Below are 19788 nucleotides of genomic sequence, written 5' to 3' on the forward strand. Positions count from 1 at the left end.
CTGTCCTTTGTCGGGTGAGCGCGGTTTACGCGGTGCCGCCGACGACCGTGAGGCCGCCGTCGACGGTGAGGATGTGACCGGTGACCCAGGAGGAATCCTCCGATGCCAGGTAGGCCACGGCAGAGGCGATGTCCGACGGGACGCCGAGGCGCCTCATGGGGTACTCCGCGGCCACCTCCGCTTCCCTGCTCTCGTACAGGGCTTCGGCGAAACGGGTTTTCACCACCGCCGGTGCCACGGCGTTGACGCGGATCTCCGGACCGAGCTCGACGGCCAGGGTCCTGGTCAGGTGGGACACCGCCGCCTTGCTCACGCCGTACAGGCCGATGCCGGGCGCGGGGGTGTCGCCGGTCACCGAGGAGAGGTTCACGACGGTGCCGCGGCGTTCGGTGAAACCGAGCTTCGGGTGGGCCACCGCTTCCTGCACCCAGGCGAGAGTGGCGAGGACGTTGACCTCAAGGACCTTGCGGGCTGCCTCGAGGTCCAGGCCGACGACGGGGCCGTACGCCGGGTTGATGCCCGCGTTGTTCACGAGGACGTCCAGTCCGCCGAACTCGCGTGCGACGGTGTCGAAGGCCTCGCGCCGGTGCTCGGGGTCGTCCGCCTTGCCGGCGACGGTGATGACGCTGCCCCGGGGGAGAGCGGCGGCGGCCTCTTCGAGCGGCCCGGCCTTGCGCGCGGTCAGGCACACCCGCGCCCCCTCGGCGACGAGCCGTTCCGCGACGGCGAGACCGATGCCCCGGCTCGCTCCGGTCACGACGGCGACACGGCCCGCGAAACGGCCCTGGCCGGTGTGGTCCTTGCTCATGGCTCAGTCCTTCGAAGGGGAATTGGGCTCGGTGCCGTCGAGGCCGCGGAGTTCGGCGCGCCGGATCTTGCCGCTCTGGGTCTTGGGCAGGTCGGCCAAGAAGTGGATCGTGCGGGGGCACTTGTAGGCGGCCAGCCGGTCGCGGGAGAAGGCGATCAGCTCCTCGGCCGTGGCGATCAGGCCCGACTTGAGCGAGACGTAGGCGGTGACGGTCTCCCCGCGGTAGGCGTCCGGCTGCCCGACGACCGCGGCCTCCAGCACCGAGGGGTGCTCGTACAGCGCGTCCTCGACCTCGCGCGGCCAGACCTTGTACCCGGACACGTTGATCTGGTCCTTGAGCCGGTCCACCAGGTAGACCCAGCCCTCCTCGTCGATGACGGCGACGTCACCGGTACGAAGCCGGCCCTCCGGCATCGTGTGACGAGTGGCCTCGGGTTTGCCCCAGTACCCGGGCACCACCTGCGGCCCGCTCAGTTCGAGTTCGCCCTGTTCCCCGCTGGGCACCGGGTCGCCGTGCAGGTCCACGACGCGTGCCGTGAGGTGCGGCAGGGGCTTGCCTATGGACAGCGTCCCGCTCGGCAGATGCACCGGCGCTCTGTCCCCCGGCGGCACGGCGATGACAGCCGACGTCGTCTCGGTCATCCCGTAGCCGTTGTGGAGGTAGACACCGAACCGCTCCCGGAACCGCTCGACGGTCGCCGGCGGGATCGGCGCGCCGCCCGAGTACAGGGCCTTCGCCGACGCGAAGTGCTCCGGTCCGGCCTGCTGCAGCTCGTAGATCGCGTTGTACGCCGTGATGGAGCCGATCGTGTAGGTCACCCCGTGCTCGGCGAAGGCATCCAGGGCGACCTCGGGGTGGAACCGTCCCGCCAGGACCAGCGTGGTGTCGGTGAGCAGCGAGATCGTCGCGTTGACCACGGCACCGGTGATGTGGAACAGCGGAGCGATGGCGAACACGACGTCCCCGTCGCTCACCCCCATCCACGACGCGCAGGTCGCCACCACGCTCAGGACGTTGCCGTGGGTGTTCATGGCACCCTTCGGCGGCCCCGTCGTTCCCGAGGTGTACGTCAGGAACGCGACGTCGTCGCGGGTCAGCTCCACTGGCGAGGGGCTGCGGCCCTCGAACTCACCGATCAGCGCCACCAGATCGCCGTCCGGCGCGGGGGCCAGACGTTCCGTCGTCGCGAAGACCCGCGGATCGTTCCTCGACTGGTAGTCCAGGGCCGACGTGCTGATCAGCCATCGCACCGTGCTCCCCGCCAGCGTGCCGAGCGTCTCGTGGACGTCCGCGTCCGCGCAGACGACCCCGACCGCCCCGGAGTCGTCGATGATCCGGCGGAGCTCCTGGCGCCGGTACATCGGGTTGAGTCCCAGCGCCGTCGCCCCCAGCTTCCACAGAGCCAGCAGGACCAGCGCGTACTGCGGAACGTTCTGCAGGTACACCCCGACGCGATCACCCCGGCCGGTTCCGCGCGCCTCGAACGCGGCGGCCAGGGCGTCGGACGCCACGTCCACCTCCCGCGCGGACAGCGCACCGTCGAAGAAGCGGAGCGCCGTGCCCTCCGGGTTCTTCGCCACGCGTGCCTTCCAGGCGGCCACGAGTGAGCCGGGAACCGCGTCCGTCCCGGTACCGGACCCGTCGGGGAACGTGTCCAGCCGCCGACCTTCATCCACTGTCATCTGCCGTCCTTCCCACCCATGTCCATGCGCTTGGTGCGCCGGTCACGTGAGTTCGCGCTTGAGGATCTTTCCGGTCGACGTCATCGGCAGGGTCTGCACGATCTCCACGATGCGCGGGTACTTGTAGGCGGCCATCTGCTCCTTGCCCCAGGCGATCAGCTCGTCGGGACGGGCCTCGGCGCCGCGGTCGAGGATGACGAACGCCTTGATCTCCTCGCCGTGGCTCTCGTGCGGCACGCCGACGACCGCAGCCAGGCTGACCGCAGGGTGCGTCATCAGGACCTCCTCGATCTCGCGCGGGTACACGTTGAAGCCACCGCGGATGATCAGGTCCTTCGCCCGGTCGACGATGTAGTAGAAGCCGTCCTTGTCCCTGCGGGCCAGGTCGCCGGTGCGGAACCAGCCGTCCCTGATGGCTTCGGCGGTGGCCTCGGGGCGGCCGTGGTACCCCTTCATGACGTTGTGGCCCTTGACCGCGATCTCCCCGATGGCGCTGCCCGTGCCGTCGTCCTCGACCTCCGACCAGTCCGAGTCGACGAGCTTGACCTCGACGCCCCAGACGGGCACGCCGATCGACCCGGGCCGGGGCTCCCGCGCCGGATCACTGAAGGTCACCACCGGCGAGGTCTCGGAGAGGCCGTAGCCCTCCAGGACCTGAACGCCCAGCCGCTCCCTGACCTGCTTGACGATCTCCGCGGGGAGCGCGGCGCCACCGGAGACGCCGACGCGCAGGTTCCTCGCGATCCTCTCGACGTCGACGTCGTCGGTGAGCGTCTGCAACAGGCCCCACCACATGGTGGGGACGCCCGCGAAGACGGTGATGTCTTCCTGCTGCATCAGGGACACCGCCTGCCGGGCGTCGAACCGTGGCAGCAGCACCAGCGTGCTCGCTGTCGAGAAGCCGGCGTTCAACTGCACGGTCGCGCCGAAGGAGTGGAACAGCGGCAGCACGACCAGATGGGTGTCCAGGGCCGGCCGGTTCTCCAACAACTGGTTGACCGCGAGGGCGTTGAGCACCAGGTTGGCGTGGCTGAGTCCGGCGCCCTTCGCCTGTCCTGTCGTACCGCTCGTGTAGAGCAGCACGGCCGGGTCGTCCCCCGAGGTCCCGATGCTGTCGAACGTCGTCGCGGTGCCCCGCAGCGCGGCGCCCAGGGTCTCGACGCCCTCGATCGGGCTTTGCGCCGCGGGGCCGGCGGTGATGAGGAAGAAGTGCTCGCAGCCCGCGGCCTCGCTGAACCCGGCCTGTCCCTCCGCGCCCGTCGGCAGGCCCTCGCCGCCCTCGAAGCAGAAGTACGCCTTCGCCTCCGAGTCGGCGAGGTGGTAGGCGACCTCCCGGCCCTTGAGCAGGATGTTGAGCGGTACGACGACGGCGCCGGCCTTGAGGATCCCGTAGTAGACGATCGGGAACCAGGGCACGTTCGGACAACTGAGCGCGACCTTGTCGCCGGGCCAGATGCCGCGGTCCACCAGGAGGTTGGCGACTTGATTGGCGGCGGCCTCGACCTGGGCGTAGGTCAGACGCGTCTCGCCGAGGACGACGGCGTCCCGGTTCGGGTGCGTGCGGGCGGAGTCCTCGAGCAGGACCGAGAGGTTCAGCATGGTGTCTTCCGGAAAGGTGGACCGGGCCAGGCCGCGGGGGAACGGAACACGCGGCCTGGCTCGGGGCGGGTGGGGTTACACGCGGCTTGACGCGGACGTCACAACTGCCGCAGCAGCCGGTCGAGGGCCTCGGCCGTCGCCTCGACGTCGGCGGTGGTGTGCGCCGTGCTGAGGAAGACCTTGCCGGACGGCATGAACAGGAAGCCCTGCCGCAGCATCCCTTCGAGGATCACCGCCCAGAGCCCGCTTGTTCCGTGAAGCCCCGTGGCGCCACCGGCGGGGACGTACTGGAGGAGCGAGCCGACCCGGTTGAGGCTGCCGAAGTCGGGCGATGCACCGAGAACGGCGCCGACGAGGGCTTCGAACTCGGACGAGGTCCGTTCGAGTTGCTCGTAGACCGCGGGATCGGCCAGGACGCGCATCGTCGCCGCGACGGCCGCCAGCGCGATCGGGTTGGCGTTGAAGGTTCCGGCGTGAACGACGCCGGACGTCACCTGGTCGATCAGATCGGCCCGGCCGACGACGGCGCTCTGGGTGAAGCCGCCGGCCATCGCCTTTCCGAAGACGGACAGGTCGGGAAGGACGCCGTACTTCTCGGCCGCCCCGCCCCGGGCGATCCGGAACCCGGCGATCACCTCGTCGAAGACGAGGACGACGCCGTGCCGGTCGCAGAGGGTCCGCAGCGTCGACAGGAACCGCGGTGTGGGTGCTTCGACGCCGGCGTTGCTCATCACCGGGTCGACGAGCACGGCCGCGATGTCGCGCTCGACGGCCTCGCCCAGCAGGCGCTCGGCCAACGGTACGTCGTTGAAGCGCGCCACGACCAGGTCGTCAAGGACGCTGGCCGACTGCCCCGCCCCACCGGGGGTGGCGGGGCGATCGCAGTCGTCCTCGGACATCCCGGCGTACACGGTGTCATGCCAGCCGTGGTAGCTCTTGGCGAACTTGAGGACGCGGCGCCGGCCGGTGGCGGCTCGCGCGAGGCGCAGCGCCACCTGCACCGCTTCGGTCCCCGTGTTGCTCCACAGCAGTCGCTCGCCGTGCGGCGCCGCTTCGAGGACCGCTTCCGCCGCGAGGTACTCGAGCGGGTGGCCGGTGCCGACGACCTGCATCTTCGTCGCGACCTCGGACACCGCTGACAGCACGCGCGGGTCACTGTGACCGAGGACGAGCGGTCCCCAGGCCATCACGTAGTCGATGTACCGGTCGCCGTCCAGGTCCCAGACGTGTGCGCCCCGCGCCTCGCGCACGAAGAGCGGATGGGGAGGCATGGCGGCGCGCAGGCCCGACCCCACACCCCCGCCGACGCTGCGGCGGGCTCGCTCAAAGGCCGAGCGTGATGATTCCAGGGCCATGAGATCGCCCCTGCCTTTCAGTACGTGATCACCGAGCGGATGCCGATGCCGCGCTTCATCTGGTCGAACGCCTCGTTGACGTCCTTCAGACCGATCACGCTCGTCACCAGGGAGTCGAGATCGATGCGGTCGTTCATGTAGTGGTCGATCAGCAGGGGGAAGTCGGAAGCCGGCTTGCTGGAGCCGTAGTTCGAGCCGATCAGCGAGAGCTCCTGATCGGACATGACGAAGGGGTCGATGGAGACCTTCAGGCCGTCCGCCACCTGCCCGGCGACCACCGCCGTGCCGCCCCGGGCCAGGACCTCGTAGGCCGACTCGATGGTGCGGGGCAGCCCGATGGCCTCGATGGCGATCTCCACACCGCGTCCGTCGGTGAGCTGTCGCACCCGGTCCGCGAAATCCTCGCGGTCGTTGTTGATCAGGTCGGTCGCGCCGAAGACGCGCGCCTGCTCCAGCTTCTCGTCGGAGATGTCCGCGGCGATGATCTTCCGCGCGCCGGCGAGGCGGGCACCCTGAATCGCGTTCAGGCCGACGCCACCGCAGCCGAGGACCAGCACGGTGTCGCTCGGACGCACACCGGCGGTGTTGACGGCCGCGCCGACACCGGTCGTGACGGCGCATCCGACCAGAGCCGCCTGCCGGAACGGGGCGTCGTCCCGGATGGCGATCGCGCCCGACTCGGGCACGAGGGTGTACTGGCCGAACGTTCCGAGGCCCGCGAAGCTGAGCACGTCGCCCCCGCCGGCGGACGTGATCCGGGACCGACCGTCGAACGACAGGTGGTTCGCCGAGTGCTGACTGACCATGTCACAGAGGACCGGCCTGCCACTGATGCAAAAGCGGCAGCGGCGACAGGAAGGCGTCCAGGACAGCACGACGTGGTCGCCCTTCTTCAGCGTCGTGACGCCTTCACCGACGCTCTCGACGATCCCAGCTCCCTCGTGGCCGAGGATCATCGGCGAAGGAACCTCCCATTCGCCGAGGAGGACGTGGAGGTCGCTGTGGCACACCCCGCTGGCCTGGAGCCGCACGAGCACCTCGCCGGGCGGAGGCGTCGAGGGGATCGACACTCTCTCGATGGTCAGCGGTTCGTTCGGCGTCCTGAAGACGGCGGCGTCGAATTCGATGGTCATGCAAGGTTTCCTTCCGTGCTCTGGGGCGATCACGTCCGAGCGGTGCGGATGAGCTTCTTGTTGGCGAACTCGTCGATTCCCGCCCGGCCCAGCTCGCGGCCGAAACCGGACAACTTGACCCCACCGAAGGGCAGTTCCGCGCCTTCGAGGCCGACGCCGTTGATGAAGACCATGCCGGCGTCGATCCTGTCGGCGACGCGCAGCGCCTGCTCGGCGTCCGTCGTGAACACGTAGGAGCCCAGCCCGTACGGGGTCGCGTTCGCCAGCTCGACGGCCTCGTCCTCGGAGGCGACGCGGTAGACGGTCGCCACGGGGCCGAAGAGCTCCTCGGCGGCCGACGGCGAAGCAGGGGAGAGGCCCGTCAGCACGCCGGGCGGGAAGTACGCCCCCTCGCGCTGCCGTGCGGAGACGAAGGTGGCACCCTCGTCGACGGCTCGCTCGACCTGCTCCTCGACGTACTCGGCGGCGGCGACCGAGGAGAGCGGCGCCAGGCCATCGGTCAGGTCGAGCACCCTCTTGGTGAACTTGTCGAGGAAGGCGTCGTAGATGTCCTCGGCGACGATGAAGCGCTTCCCGGCGTTGCACGCCTGACCGGCGTTCTCGAACCGCGCCTCGACCGCGGCCTGGACCGTGGCGTCGAGGTCGTCGGTGGACAGCACGATGAAGGGGTCCGAGCCGCCCAGTTCGAGCACCACCTTCTTGAGACTGCGCCCGGCCTTCTCGGCGACCTCCGCGCCGGCCCGCTCCGAACCGGTGAAGGAGACGCCCTGCACGCGGGGGTCCGCGATGGCGCGACCGATCTGCTCGCCGGTGGCGTGGACGTTGACGTAACAGCCCTCGGGGAGGCCCGCGTCCGTGAACAGCTGCTGGAGAGCCGCGGACGACTCCGGACACTGCGACGCGTGCTTGAGTACGATGGTGTTGCCCAGCGCGAGGTTGGGTGCGGCGAACCGGGCCACCTGGTAGTACGGGTAGTTCCAGGGCATGATTCCCAGCAGCACGCCGACCGGCTGGCGGCGGACGAAAGCGGTGCCCTCTCCCTCCAGAAGCTCGATCGGTTCGTCGGTGAGGAACTTCTCCGCGTTCTCGGCGTAGTACCGGTAGATGGAGGCGCTGAACTCGACCTCCGCGACGGCCTCGTCCACCGGCTTGCCCATCTCCCGGTGGATGGTCTCGGCGAGCTGCTGGCTGCGCTCGCTGTGCAGGGTGGCGACGGCGTGCAACAGCTGGGCGCGCTGTTCCACGGAGGTCTGCCTCGACCAGCGCGCGTAGGCGTTCGCCGCCGCGTCGAGCGCCGCGTCGACGGTCTCGTCCGTCGCGGTGGGGTACTCCTTGACCAGCTTGCCGCTGGCGGGGTCCACCACCGCGTACACGTGCTTCTTCGCCATACTGACTCCTTGTCGGTGTTCCGGGTTCATGCGGGGGCCCCGGTTGCCCGGGCCGGGTTCGCGTCCGAGGCCGCGTTGTGGTCGTGCAGTGCGCGATAGGCGCGGAAGTAGACGAATCCCTGGGTGCCCCAGGTCGCCAGCGCGGCGGTGTAGAAGATCGTGCGGTTCGCGTCGTCGAACGGCAGGGGGAAGAAGTCGTACGTGATCGCGATGGTGGTCGCAGCGGCCGTGACCAGTCCCGTCCAGATCGCCGGCCACTTCGCGCCGGCGTCCCAGAGCCGCTTGGCGAAGTATCCGAGGAAGACCGCGGTGAGGAGATTGACGACGATGTAGAAGACGGCGACCCAGAACGCGATGCCTCCGGTGTGGAGATCCGCGCCGTGGAACTGCCGGAGGAACAGGCCGGCCACGATCGCGACTCCGAACACGCCGACATCGACGCCGACGCTCGGCTTGTAGCGATGAGTGACCTTCATCAGGCCCATGACCAGGATGAGCGTGATGCCGACCGACCTGGAGAACGCGTCGAAGAAGTACGCCAGGTCGTACAGGACGCTGTCGCTCTTGGCTCCGGACAGCGACCAGAGCAGGAAGTTGCTGCCCGACGTCGCGACGACCATCCACTCCAGGCCCAGGAGGTAGTTGCCGTACCGGCGGATGAACTTCCAGCCGTAGAAGTAGCCGGCGAAGATCATCCACAGGTCGGCCAGCAGGAACAGCGCTTCTCTCATCGCGACGCCCCCTCGCGGACGTGACGGGACAGGAGGGTGGCGACGCGTTCGGCGGTCCGCTGGCCCGTCAGAACCGCGCCGTTCATGGTGCCGGCCCATTCACCGGCGGTTTCGGTGCCGGCCCAGTGCACGCGCCCGTGGGGCGTGGACAGCGCCTTGCCGTAGCTCGTCGTCGCGTAGGGGGCGACGGCGGGGTTGGGGCCGCCCGGGGCGAACGGCTCCGCTCCCCAGCAGTGGTCCACATAGTCGATCGGGGAGCGGGCCTGGGGACCGTAGAGGTCGGCGAGCTGCTGGACGACCCGGTCGCGTCGGGTCTCGGGGCTGAAGCCGTCGAAGACGCGCGGGTCGCAGAAGGCCATGAGGACGCCCGGTCCGCCGGGGGCGGGGGACACGTCGAAGGTGATGAACACGGTTCCGGTGTCGGTCACCGCTTCACCGGAGAAACCGTCGGTCCGCCAGAACGGCTTCTCGTAGGCCACGAATGCCTTGCTCAGCACGCCCATGCGCCAGGTCCGCGTGAGCCCTTCGGCCTGTTCGGGCAGAGCGGGCTCGAACTCGATGGCGGCGCGGTGCGCCGGCGAGGCCGTGACGATCGCGTACCGGGCGCGGATCTCGCCGGAGTCGGTGTGGACGGTGACGCCGGTGTCGTCCTGCGTGATGCGGCGCACCGGTGTCTCCAGGCGCACGCGGTCGCCGAGCCGCTCCGCCACCCGGTTGGCGATCTCCTGGGTGGTTTCGACGAACCGGTCCTGCTGCTGGCCGCCTTCGACGTCCAGCATGTGGTCGAGTCCGCCCGCCGAACGGATGTACCGCAGTGCGTGCAGCAGGGAGACGTCTCCCGGGGTACAGCCCCACTGCACCTTGCTGATGACGGTCATCAGCGCACGGGTGCCGGGCAGCGCGTTCTTCCGGTCGAGCCACTCGCCGAACGAGATGGCGTCGAGCCGGCCGGCCCCGGGCGTCTCCCACGCGGCGTCCACGTCTATGGTCGCGACCAGCTTGTTCACCGCCGTCTGCATGCGGGCCATGTCCACCAGGGCCGCGGGTGAGACTTTGGGGATGGTGCCGCGGTAGATGCGGCGCCGGCCTGCCATCCACAGCACGTTGCGGCCCTGGTTGAACTGGCCTGTCGTGGTACAGCCCACTCGGCTGGCAAGGTCCCGGACGGCGGTGTGGCGTCGTGCCACCCACGTCGCTCCGAGGTCGACCTTCACGCCTGCCACCTCGCCGGAGAGCGAGCGCCCTCCGACCCGGTCGCGGCCTTCCACGACCAGGACGGACCGCCCCGTGTTCACCAGTCGTTCGGCAGCGCTCAGGCCGGCGAAGCCGGCACCGACGACCACGACGTCGACCGTGGTGCTCCTGGAGCGGGACTCACGAGATCCGGACATGGCTTCCTCCATCACCCACGCGGTTCGCGTGCTGCGAGATGTACTGCGTGACGGGGTCGACAAGGGCCTCGGGAAGGTGATGGCCCATGCCCGGGATGACCACGTGCTGGGCCGAGCGGATCGCCTTCACGGTCGCTTCGCCGCCGCTCGGGTCGACCAGCAGGTCCCGGTCGCCGTTGATGACCAGCGTCGGAGCGGTGATCCTGTTCAGCTGGGCCGTCCGGTCGCCGGAGCGCTGGATCGCCTGGATCTGGCGCGCCGCGCCGGCCGCCGGATCGCCGGCGCTGCGGTCCCAGCCGCGCGCTGCGAGGGCCGCCTCGGCCGCGTCGTCGATGGGATATCCCGTGCCCGCGATGTGCCGGGTGATCCGCAGGTGGGCCCGGACCGCCGCGGTTCTGGTCCGGGCCGGCGGGGCGGCGAGGAGCCGGATCGTCGAAAGCGCCGGCTGCCCCACCTTCTTCGACCCGGTGGTCGAGTAGACGGAGGTCAGCGACAGAACGCGCTCGGGCGCCGTGGACGCGATCGTCTGCGCGATCATCCCGCCCATCGAACGACCCACCAGGTGAACCCGCGAGATCCCGAGATGGTCGAGTACGCCGAGGGCGTCCTGGGCCATGTCGGCCAACGCGTAGGCGTCGCCGCGCGGACGCCCGGTGAGCTGACGCCACAGCCCGGGAGGGGAAGCGGCGACGAACGTCGACTGCCCGGAGTCGCGGTTGTCGATCGCGACGACCCGGAAGCCGCGGGTGACGAGTGAGCCGACGAACGAGTCGGACCAGAAGGTGAGGTCCTCGCCCAGTCCCGCGATGAGCAGCATCGCGGGGTCGGCTTTGTCGCCGTAGTCCCGGAAGCAGATCGTCATCCCGGACGGCAGGGTCGCGTACCGGTCGGCGCTCTCGGCGCCACTCGTCTCAGGCATGGGTCGCTCGCTTCCCGCCGAGCCGGTGCGCGGCCGACCGCCTGACGCCGAAGTGGAGGTGCTCGTCGGCCACCGGACCGCGCAGGGCCTTGGCGTCCTCGGGGTAGGACATCGCCATCCGCCAGGGCTTCTCGGGGCCCTGCTTGGGCAGGAACTTCTCGCCGCGCTTGGCGTACCCGGCCTGAAGGTCCATGACGGGCCTGCGGTTCGTTCCCGGCGGTGCGACCGGAACCACCGTGTCATATCCGCGGGCGTCCATGTGCCTGACCAGGTCGATGAAGTAACGGCACATCAGGCTCACCTTGAGCGTCCAGGACGAGGTGGTGTAGCCGATCGCCATCGCCCAGTTCGGGATCCCGCTCAGCAGCATGCCGCGGTAACAGAGCGCGTCCGCGATGTCGACCTGGTGCCCGTCGACCACGATGGGCATGCCGTCGAAAAGCCGAAGGTTCAGCCCCGTCGCGGTGACGATGATGTCGGCTTCCAGCTCCTCACCCGACGCCAGGACGATGCCGCGCTTGCTGAACCTCGCCACGGCGTCGGTGACGACGGAGGCCCTTCCTTCCTTGATCGCGTCGAAGAAGTCGCCGTTCGGTGCCACGCACAGCCGCTGGTCCCACGGGTCGTACGGCGGGTTGAAGTGCTTGTCGACGTCGAATCCCTTGGGAAGGCGCTTGACGTTCTCGCGCCGGATGAAGGCCCGTCCTGCCTTGGGGAAGGTCCGCAGGCCCTTCACGACGGCGTGTTCGGTCCAGATGTTCTTGAACCGCGTTACGGCGTACCCGCGCTCTTCCCCGAGCAGCTTCGTGAGCGCCAGGGCGACCTTGTCGACGCGGGGGAGCGCCATGACGTAGGTGGGGGTGCGCTGCAGCATCGTCACGTGCCGGGCGGCGCCCGCCCCGGTGGTCATGGCCGGCACCAGAGTGATCGCGGTCGCGCCGCTGCCGATGACGACGACCTTCTTGTCGCTGTAGTCGAGTCCCTCGGGCCAGTGCTGCGGATGGACGATCTGTCCCTCGAACTCGTCCCGTCCCTGGAACTCCGGGGAGAACCCCTCGTCGTACCGGTAGTAGCCGGTGGCGGCGAAGACCCATCCCGCGTGGATCGTCCTGGTCGGGTTCGCTCCCGTGGCGGAGTCCGACGTCTGGACGGTGAGGGTCCACCGTGAGTCCGCCGTGGACCACTCCGCGCGGACGACCCGGTGGCCGAGCCTGAGGACGCGCTCCAGGCCGTTCTCCTCGACGGTCTCGTGGAGGTACTCCTTGATGAGGGGAGCGTCGGCGATCGCGGCTTCGTGGCGCCAGGGCTTGAACGCGTATCCGAAGGTGTGGAGGTCGGAGTCCGAGCGGATGCCGGGATAGCGGAACAGGTCCCAAGTGCCCCCGATGTCGTCGCGCGCTTCCAGTACGGCGAGCGACTTGTCGGGCAGCTCCCGGCTGAAATAGGTGGCCGCGCCGATCCCGGAGATCCCGGCTCCGATGATCACCACGTCGAATTCCTCGACGGCGTCCAACACCTCAGCTGTCATGGCGTTTCCTCGCTGTTCCTGTGGCGGTTGCCTCACTGTCGCCAGCCAGGACCGCTTGCGAGAACGACAGCGGGCACCTCCTTCGCCAGGGCTCGGTGCACGATGCACAGGCGGGCCGGGCCGCTGCGCCCATACGGTGTCCGACGTTCGGGCGGGGCCCCCGGCCGAGCCTGCGGCCCGGCCCTTCCGGGAGCAGGGCGGCCGGAGCCGGCCGTCCAGCGGACGGTCGTGCCGCAGCCATTGCGGCAGCAAGACCGGCGCGGTAAAGGTTTACTCCCTGTGTTTAGTGGTACTAAACCCCTCGTCGTGGTCATGCGCAGAGGTCGTACCCGCTGTCGTCACGACCTCGCTGCGCGTCGCGCCCCCGGGTGTATCGAGTCGCAGGGGAAAACGCCGCCGTCGCTCCCCCGATCGCGGCCGAGCGGAAGCGGCTGACGACCCGGAACCCGCACGGGGCCACGTCTTCTCGGGCGGGAGGAGCCGCCTCCTGCCGCTCCGGCTCAGCCACCGCGAGGGAGCCACACCCGTTCGTTGGCGCAGGCGTACCGCTTCACGCACTCCTTCATCCACCCATGACGAGCCGGTACCGGCCCGTGAGCCGAAAGGTGGTCGCGATGACCGGCCTCTCCAAGACAGGGCACGCCGAAGCACCCGGCGGTGAAGCGAGGTCGGGCAACCCGCTCCACCGTGGGCTCGGCGTGTCGCAGATCGTTTTCATGGTCGTCGCCGCGGCGGCACCGCTCGGGCTTGTGGCCGGCGGGGTGCCGCTCGCCTTCGCCGTGAGCGGCAGCCCGGGGATGCCGCTGTACTTCGCGCTGTCCACCGTGCTGCTGCTGATCTTCGCGGTCGGCTTCACGCTGATGGCCGGACGGGTACGCAACGCGGGCGCCTTCTACGCCTACGTCCAGGCGGGGCTCGGCCGCATACCCGGCCTCTCGGCCGCGACCCTCGCGCTCTTCTCCTACACACTGCTTCTCGTCGGGGTGAACGCCTACGTCGGCGTCGCGACGAGCAACGTCATCGAGCGGTACGCCGACATCGGCTCCCCGTGGTGGACGTGGGCGCTCGTCTCGCTCGGCGTCATCGCCTTCCTCGGCTACCGCGACATCGAGCTGAGCGCCAAGGTGCTCGGCGCCGTGCTGGTGCTGGAATCCCTGCTGCTCCTGGTCATGGACCTCGGCATCGTGGGCCACGGCGGCGCCCACGGCCTGACGGCCGAGCCGGTGTCGCCCTCGATCGTGGGCACCGGCTCCCTGGGCCTCGGCGTCATGTTCGCCCTCTTCGGGTTCATCGGCTTCGAGGCGACGGCCGTGTTCCGCAACGAGGCGAAGGACCCCGACGTCACGGTCCCGCGGGCGACATACGTCGCGATCCTGGTGATCGGAGCCTTCTACTCGTTCACCGTGTGGGCGATCGTGGTGGGTTCCGGCGTCGACGCCGTGGTCGGAGCCGCGCAGGCCGACCCCGAGGGTCTGGTCCTCACGCTGACGCGGAGCTACGTCGGGTCCGTCTGGGCCGACATCATGCAACTACTGCTGATCACCAGCCAGTTCGCTTGCGTACTGGCCTTCCACAACGTCGTGACGCGCTACCAGTTCGCGCTGTCCCGGGCCGGCGCGCTTCCGGCGTCGCTGAGCGTCGTCCACTCCCGGCACCGCGCGCCGTCGGCGTCCTCGGCCGTCGCCTCGGCGGTCGCGTTCGTCTCCACGCTCGTCGTCGCCTCGCTCGGCCTCGACCCGATCGGGGACCTCTACGCCTGGTTCTCCGGTGCCGCCACCCTCGGCATCGTCCTGCTGATGGCGGCCACCAGCCTCGCCGTCATCGGCTTCTTCCGGCGCGCCGGCGGGCGGCCATCGGTGTGGCGGACGGTCGTGGCCCCGGCCGTCGCCTTCCTCGGCCTGGCCTGCGTGGTCTGCCTGATGGTCGCCAACTTCCCGCTCCTCGTCGGCACCACTACGGGTGCCTGGGTGATCGGCGGACTCGTCGCCCTCTCGGCCGTGGCCGGCGCGGTGCAGGCCCTCGTCCTGCGAGCACGCCGACCGGCTGTCTACGAGCGGCTCTGAGCGACTTGCCGGTCAGCTCATGAGCGCAAGGGCGCGGCCGGTCTGTGCACCGTGCACCGCCCCCGGAGGAAGCCGGTGCCCGGTGTCGTTCTCACCACGCCCGTGGCCTGTGACAGTGGGGTACCAGGCAACCGCCACCGGCGAAGTTCAGTTTCGCCGAGCACCGTGTCGCGGGCGGGCCGACCGAGGCGCCCAGGGGAGTGACGTTGAAGAATCGGACTGTCGTGGTGGGGCTCGGTGCCACTGGCCGGGCCATCACCTCTTCCTTGCTGCAACGCGCGGACGTGGAGATCGTGGGAGCGGCGGACCGGGACCCCCGCGTGGTCGGTCAAGACCTCGGAGTGCTCCTCGGTGGCGTCGCGAACGGTGTCGTCGTCGTGAGCGACCCGACCGAGCTGCCCGCCGCCGACCTCGCGATCGTGGCGACCGTTTCGGATCTGCGCAAGGTGGCCGACGTCCTGCTGCCGCTGCTGGAACGTTCGTACAACGTCCTGAGCATCTGCGAAGAGCTGGCCTATCCATGGCGGAGCCACCCCGATCTGGCCCGGCGGCTCGACGACACGGCGAAGGCGCACGGCGTGACCGTCCTGGGCAGCGGGGCGAACCCGGGCATCCTGATGGACACCCTTCCTCTCCTACTGACCGCACTGACCCAGCGTTTGGAGAGCGTGCGGATCCGCCGACGGACCAACATGTCACGCTATGGCGCGATCCTGTCGAAGTTCGGCCTCGGTCTGACCCTGCGCGAGTTCGCGACGGCTCGCAGCCGGGGCGAGGTCGTCGGACACCACGGCTTCGAGCAGGCCATCGGGGCGCTCGCGGCAGGGCTCGGATGGGATCTCGACTCGGTGGACGTGGGAGAGGTCGAACCCGCTGTCGTGACGACTTCGCCGCGCGTCGGCGACCACATGCGTATCGAACCGGGGCAGATCGCGGCTGTCACTCATGCCGCCCGGGGCGTGCTCAAGGGCGAAGTGGTGATCGATCTGGAGATCACGTTCGGGTTCTTCGAGCCGGCCGACGAGGTGGCCGCGGGGGACGACTATCGGATCGTCGGAGAGGAGCAGGTCGTCGACCTTCGTTCCTCTGTGGGCTTCGATTCCTTCCTCAGCACCATCGCGGCAGCGGTCAACGCCTCCACCGCGGTCGTCGAGGCGCGTCCCGGTCTCCTGTCGATGGGGGACCTGCCCGCCCGTTCGGTCGCGGCCAAGGGAGAGCGGCGAGCGGGCCGGGCCTCGCTCGGGGCCACGACTTCTCAGGACTGAGACGGAGACGCAGAGGACGGAGAACCTCCTGTTCGCCGTCTTCACGCGTCTCGCCGAAGAGCCGCCCGTCACGGTCGATCCGCCGGACGGGAACGGCGGCTCGGGCGCGCCGCCGAGCACGCCTCGACGCGGAGTACGAAGTGGGGCGGACGCCCCACCTGGAAGGAGATCGGGACAGCATGAGGACCGACAGCACGAAGTACACCAGCTTCACCGGCTGGATCGACCCGCCGGACGACGTGCGGCCCGCGCTGGACGGCGATCTCAACTGTGACATCGCCGTCGTCGGCGGCGGGATGGGTGGTATGGCGGCCGCCCTGCGCCTCGCGGAGCGCGACCAGGACGTCGTCCTGCTGGAGGCCGAGTTCTGCGGCTACGGCTCGGCCTCGCGCAACGGCGGTCAGATCGCCGGGGCGCCGGGTGGCGACCTGCGGATGCTCAGCCTCCAGTCCCCGAAGAAGATGCCGGTCATGGCCAAACTGGCGGAGCACGCGGGCCGCTATGTGGAAGACCTCATCAAGACGCACGACATCGATTGCGACTACGTGGCGAACGGCCTGGTGTGGGGTGCGGTCTCACCCCTCATGATGCTCAGGGTGCGTACGCAGGCGGCGATCCTGCGCGCCTTCGGTGGGGGCGGGACCGTCGGCAGCAGGGAGGAACTCGGCCTCCCCGCCGGCTTCGTGGGCGGGATGCGGGAATCCATCGGCGGGATGCTGAACCCGGGCAAGCTCGCCCGTGGTGTGCGTCGCGCACTGCTCGCCTCCTCGGCCAAGGTCTTCGAGCAGACGCGGGTGAGCGATGTCCGGCGCACAGGCGGCATCGTCGAGATCACGACACCGCACGGCACCGTGCGGGCCGCCAAGGTCCTGCTCGCGACCAGCGTCTACGGCGGCGAGTGGGACATCACGCCCAAGAACCTCGCGACGCCGCTGTACGTCATCGAGATCGAGTCGGAACCCATCGCGCCGGAGCGGCTCGCCGCGCTGGACTGGACCAGTCGGTCCGGCATCATCACCCAGCACCAGTTGATGACCCACTACCGGCTCACCGAGCGCAACACCATCGTCTGCGGGGTCCGCAAAGCGCAGCGAGGCCAGACCTACCCGCTCCCGGACCGGGTCCCGGACCCCAGTGTCGTGCGGGACATGGGGAAGGATCTGGCCAACCGGTTCCCGTCGCTGTCCGACGTGGCCATCGAGCGGGCCTGGGGCGGTTGGATCGGCATCAGCCCGGACTGGCTGTCGGTCGCCGGGCAGGTGGGCGACAACGTCTTCTACGCGATGGCCTGCAACGGCCACGGCCTCTGCCAGGTGCCGTACGTAACCCATCAGCTCGCCGACTACATTGTCGACGGTGAGATGCCGGAGGACCTCGCCGGCATCTGGTCGGACGCCTCGAAGTACTCGCCGTCGATGTCGCTGCTGATGCAGCCGTTCGTCCTCCGAGCCGTCTGGGGGCTGGACCGGTTCAACGACTTCTTCAACGGCAGCAAGACGCTGGCCCGGCGGGCGCTCCGTCGTGGCAGGCGCGGGGGTTCCTGAGGGTCGGGCGACGCCTGCTCCGTGACGGCGCGGTGTGAGATCGCCATCCGCTACGACCAGACCGCCGGGTCCTGCGAAACAGCCGCCGCCCTCGCATCACTCCTGATGCGGGCCCGGCATTCGACGCCAGGATCTAGGCGGGCCCTCGCGCGGCGCGCAGCAGGGGAGGCGACAGGACCCAGAGGACCTCGCTCACCGTCGTACCCGGATTGTCGAACTGGTGAAGCGTCTGGCCGGAGAACGAGGTGGACACCCCGGCCGACAGCATCCGGGTCTCGCCTCCGACGATCAGACGGGTCGAGCCGCTCAGCCCCATCGCGAAGATCGTGGCGGTGTCGAGGCGATAGGGGCCTCCGGTCCCCCCGCCTGGCTCGATCACGGAACGGAAGACCTGGAACGCCGTGGTGCCGGCGGGCGTGAGCAGGTACTCGGCCACGCCCTCACCGCCCATGTCGATCCGGCTTCCGCCGTCCACGACCTGCTCGTCGGGGTACGCGAACAGCTCCCCGACGCCGATCCGCAGCACCTCGCAGACACGCAGCAACGTCGGGACGGACACGCTGGTGAGCCCGCGCTCCAACTGGCTCAGGAAGCCCTTGGTGACCTCCGCCCTGTGCGCGACCTCCGTCAACGACAACCCGCGGTCGAGCCTGATCTTCCGCAGCTGCGCGCCCGTGGACGCTTCGACGGCGGCGGCGCCTGTTTCCGCTCCGTCTGCCGTCCTGCCGTCACCGATGGACATGATGTGCTCACCGCCCCGCCCGTCCTGAGGCCGAGGTCGTGTGCCTGTCAGGTGACGGGCCGCCCCGGACGAGTCCTCTCCGTGACACGAGGCTAAGGCATGCGCGCCAGTGCCCTTGCGGAGGTGGCGACAGCGTCGAACCCCTTGTGGCGCCGACGTGGGTGTGATAAATCTGCCGCCGTTTAGTGGTGGTAAACAGCGGTCGGCGGCCCGCGCGTCGTCGGCCAGGCCGCCGGCACACCCTTCATCTGTCTGTGGCACGGCATGTCGGGCGCCTCGGCCCCCCGAGAGCAGAGGGACACTGAGAACATGGAAGAGCTGTGGCCCCCGCCCTCGAGTGAGGTCGCCGATGCGATCAGGTCCCTGTGTCAGCGCCTGCTGACGGAAACGGACGCCCTGATCGACGCCTTCGCAAGGCCCTCTCTCGTCGCCCAGAACGATCCCGCTCTCCTCGCGGACGCGTCGCTGGTCGAGGAGGACCGTGCGCTCAACCGCTCTGACCTGGTCCAGTGGTTGACCGCAAACGTTCAGCAACCGGGGCGGAGGGTGGAGCCCTACGTCAGTCCGAGGACCACGGCGTACATCAACGATCTCGTCTCCCGGGGCATCGCGCCCGACTTCGCCGTTGCCTGGCGTGTGGCCCTGGGGATCGGCTGGCGGCGATGGCTGGAGGAATGCGTGGCGGACTGCGCGGACCCCGATCTTCTCGTGGGGGTCCTGGACGTGACGGCGCAGTCGCTGGTGCAGTACGCCCTCGACTCCGTCGCGTCCCTGCGGCAAGCCGGCCTCGCCGCGGCGATGGGGAACACGGATGCCGAGGGGATCGCACTGATCCAGCTGATCGCCAGTGGGGCACCGATGGCGGAGGACCTCGCCGAAGGGCGCCTGCGCTACCGGATGGCGCGATGGCACGTGGGTCTCGTCCTCTGGGTCGATGATCCCCAGCAGGTCGACGCCCTGGACGAGGCGATCGTCGCCGTGCGCTCCTCCGCCGGCGGCCGGAGCGCCCTGGTGGCGCGCGCCAGCACCACGTCGCGGTGGATCTGGCTCTCAGGCGAAGCCGTCCCGGACCCTCACCACGTGGAGAAGGACCTCGCGGCGACCGACGAGGTCCGCGCGGCGGTGGGCAGGCCGGGACGCGGACTCGAAGGATTCCGCTCCAGCCACCAGGACGCCCTCGCGGCGCAGGCACTGGTGATCCGACTGGAGTCCGACCGGCGGTTCACCGCCTACGCCGACGTCGAGCTGATCGACGCGCTCACGAAGGACCGGCCCGGCGCACGCCGGTTCGTCATCAACACCCTCGGGCCATTGGCCGAAGCCGACACAGCCCTGCGGCAAGCCCTGCTCACCTACGTGCAGTGCGGCTTCAGCACCACCCGGGCTGCCGCCAACCTCTACGCGCACCGCAACACCGTCGAACGGCGCGTCTCACGCGCCAACGAGCTCTCGACCGTCAAGGTGGAGGAGAATCCGACCCACGTGGCGGCGGCGCTCCTGGTGCTGGACATCGCGCCTGACATCGTGACGGTCGTTCCGAGCTGAGCTCACACCACGCAGCTGCGGTGCTCGAGCTTCCTTGCCCAGGAAAGAGCCCGGAAGGGGCTTACGAGTTGGTGCGTGATAGCGGGTGAGGTGT

General features: G+C 69.6%; 15 protein-coding genes. 4 read left to right on the forward strand and 11 right to left on the reverse strand.

The annotated features are described in order from the left end of the window. Positions 1 to 25: 25 nt before the first annotated feature. The 10 genes from GT045_RS18755 to GT045_RS18800 form a co-directional block, all read right to left on the reverse strand. Positions 26 to 808: an SDR family oxidoreductase gene (locus GT045_RS18755; RefSeq protein ID WP_161298629.1), complete on the reverse strand. Its 783-nt coding sequence runs from the start codon at positions 806 to 808 to the stop codon at positions 26 to 28. Positions 809 to 811: 3 nt separating this feature from the next. Next, positions 812 to 2491, reverse strand: coding sequence for an AMP-binding protein (locus tag GT045_RS18760; RefSeq protein ID WP_202528441.1), 1680 nt, complete (start codon positions 2489 to 2491; stop codon positions 812 to 814). 42 nt (positions 2492 to 2533) lie between these two features. Further along, positions 2534 to 4090: a long-chain fatty acid--CoA ligase gene (locus GT045_RS18765; protein ID WP_161334860.1), complete on the reverse strand. Its 1557-nt coding sequence runs from the start codon at positions 4088 to 4090 to the stop codon at positions 2534 to 2536. A gap of 98 nt (positions 4091 to 4188) precedes the next feature. Continuing rightward, the gene (locus GT045_RS18770) at positions 4189 to 5361 is read right to left on the reverse strand and encodes an aminotransferase class III-fold pyridoxal phosphate-dependent enzyme (RefSeq protein ID WP_237538698.1); all 1173 of its coding nucleotides are present in this window, start codon (positions 5359 to 5361) and stop codon (positions 4189 to 4191) included. A 101-nt stretch (positions 5362 to 5462) separates the two neighbouring features. Next, a complete protein-coding gene (locus GT045_RS18775) occupies positions 5463 to 6578 on the reverse strand; it encodes a Zn-dependent alcohol dehydrogenase (protein WP_161334862.1) in 1116 nt (371 codons plus the stop codon). A gap of 29 nt (positions 6579 to 6607) precedes the next feature. Then, complete coding sequence (locus GT045_RS18780; protein WP_161334863.1) at positions 6608 to 7966, reverse strand: NAD-dependent succinate-semialdehyde dehydrogenase; 1359 nt, start codon at positions 7964 to 7966, stop codon at positions 6608 to 6610. 26 nt (positions 7967 to 7992) lie between these two features. Further along, the gene (locus GT045_RS18785) at positions 7993 to 8697 is read right to left on the reverse strand and encodes a transporter (protein WP_161334864.1); all 705 of its coding nucleotides are present in this window, start codon (positions 8695 to 8697) and stop codon (positions 7993 to 7995) included. Beyond that, positions 8694 to 10088 carry a flavin monoamine oxidase family protein gene (locus tag GT045_RS18790; RefSeq protein ID WP_161334865.1) on the reverse strand — a complete coding sequence of 465 codons (1395 nt, stop codon included), beginning with the start codon at positions 10086 to 10088 and terminating at the stop codon, positions 8694 to 8696. Before GT045_RS18790 ends, GT045_RS18785 begins: the two co-directional genes overlap by 4 nt. Further along, positions 10072 to 11007 (reverse strand): alpha/beta fold hydrolase, encoded by a 936-nt coding sequence (locus GT045_RS18795; RefSeq protein WP_161287278.1) that lies wholly within the window; start codon positions 11005 to 11007, stop codon positions 10072 to 10074. Before GT045_RS18795 ends, GT045_RS18790 begins: the two co-directional genes overlap by 17 nt. Continuing rightward, positions 11000 to 12535 carry an NAD(P)/FAD-dependent oxidoreductase gene (locus GT045_RS18800; protein WP_161334866.1) on the reverse strand — a complete coding sequence of 512 codons (1536 nt, stop codon included), beginning with the start codon at positions 12533 to 12535 and terminating at the stop codon, positions 11000 to 11002. The genes GT045_RS18795 and GT045_RS18800 overlap by 8 nt, the downstream gene beginning before the upstream one ends. A 698-nt stretch (positions 12536 to 13233) precedes the next feature. Between GT045_RS18800 and GT045_RS18805 the strand changes: the two genes are divergently transcribed. The 3 genes from GT045_RS18805 (at position 13234) to GT045_RS18815 (ending at position 17407) form a co-directional block, all read left to right on the forward strand. Further along, entirely contained in the window at positions 13234 to 14598 is a 1365-nt protein-coding gene (locus tag GT045_RS18805; protein ID WP_345942690.1) for an APC family permease, read from the forward strand. Positions 14599 to 14822: 224 nt separating this feature from the next. Next, a complete protein-coding gene (locus GT045_RS18810) occupies positions 14823 to 15863 on the forward strand; it encodes a dihydrodipicolinate reductase (protein WP_345942691.1) in 1041 nt (346 codons plus the stop codon). 179 nt (positions 15864 to 16042) lie between these two features. Next, the gene (locus GT045_RS18815; protein ID WP_161334868.1) at positions 16043 to 17407 is read left to right on the forward strand and encodes an FAD-dependent oxidoreductase; all 1365 of its coding nucleotides are present in this window, start codon (positions 16043 to 16045) and stop codon (positions 17405 to 17407) included. Positions 17408 to 17540: 133 nt separating this feature from the next. Here the strand turns inward: GT045_RS18815 and GT045_RS18820 are convergent, their stop codons facing one another. Continuing rightward, on the reverse strand, positions 17541 to 18149 hold the full coding sequence (locus GT045_RS18820; protein WP_161292681.1) for a helix-turn-helix transcriptional regulator: 609 nt from the start codon (positions 18147 to 18149) through the stop codon (positions 17541 to 17543). A gap of 309 nt (positions 18150 to 18458) precedes the next feature. Here GT045_RS18820 and GT045_RS18825 point away from each other — a divergent pair, with 309 nt between their 5' ends. Continuing rightward, on the forward strand, positions 18459 to 19694 hold the full coding sequence (locus tag GT045_RS18825; protein WP_161334869.1) for a helix-turn-helix domain-containing protein: 1236 nt from the start codon (positions 18459 to 18461) through the stop codon (positions 19692 to 19694). The last annotated feature ends 94 nt before the right edge of the window (positions 19695 to 19788 follow it).

The sequence above is a fragment of the Streptomyces sp. SID486 genome, assembly GCF_009865385.1.
In the GTDB taxonomy this organism is placed as follows: Bacteria; Actinomycetota; Actinomycetes; order Streptomycetales; family Streptomycetaceae; genus Streptomyces.

Bases quoted from the DNA above. Each gene is read 5' to 3' on its own strand.
- GT045_RS18800 (WP_161334866.1), bottom strand. From the start codon at position 12,535: ATGACAGCTGAGGTGTTGGACGCCGTCGAGGAATTCGACGTGGTGATC.
- GT045_RS18825 (WP_161334869.1), top strand. From the start codon at position 18,459: ATGGAAGAGCTGTGGCCCCCGCCCTCGAGTGAGGTCGCCGATGCGATC.
- GT045_RS18780 (WP_161334863.1), bottom strand. From the start codon at position 7,966: ATGGCGAAGAAGCACGTGTACGCGGTGGTGGACCCCGCCAGCGGCAAG.
- GT045_RS18760 (WP_202528441.1), bottom strand. From the start codon at position 2,491: ATGACAGTGGATGAAGGTCGGCGGCTGGACACGTTCCCCGACGGGTCC.
- GT045_RS18820 (WP_161292681.1), bottom strand. From the start codon at position 18,149: ATGTCCATCGGTGACGGCAGGACGGCAGACGGAGCGGAAACAGGCGCC.
- GT045_RS18770 (WP_237538698.1), bottom strand. From the start codon at position 5,361: ATGCCTCCCCATCCGCTCTTCGTGCGCGAGGCGCGGGGCGCACACGTC.
- GT045_RS18785 (WP_161334864.1), bottom strand. From the start codon at position 8,697: ATGAGAGAAGCGCTGTTCCTGCTGGCCGACCTGTGGATGATCTTCGCC.
- GT045_RS18790 (WP_161334865.1), bottom strand. From the start codon at position 10,088: ATGTCCGGATCTCGTGAGTCCCGCTCCAGGAGCACCACGGTCGACGTC.
- GT045_RS18765 (WP_161334860.1), bottom strand. From the start codon at position 4,090: ATGCTGAACCTCTCGGTCCTGCTCGAGGACTCCGCCCGCACGCACCCG.
- GT045_RS18775 (WP_161334862.1), bottom strand. From the start codon at position 6,578: ATGACCATCGAATTCGACGCCGCCGTCTTCAGGACGCCGAACGAACCG.
- GT045_RS18815 (WP_161334868.1), top strand. From the start codon at position 16,043: ATGAGGACCGACAGCACGAAGTACACCAGCTTCACCGGCTGGATCGAC.
- GT045_RS18795 (WP_161287278.1), bottom strand. From the start codon at position 11,007: ATGCCTGAGACGAGTGGCGCCGAGAGCGCCGACCGGTACGCGACCCTG.
- GT045_RS18755 (WP_161298629.1), bottom strand. From the start codon at position 808: ATGAGCAAGGACCACACCGGCCAGGGCCGTTTCGCGGGCCGTGTCGCC.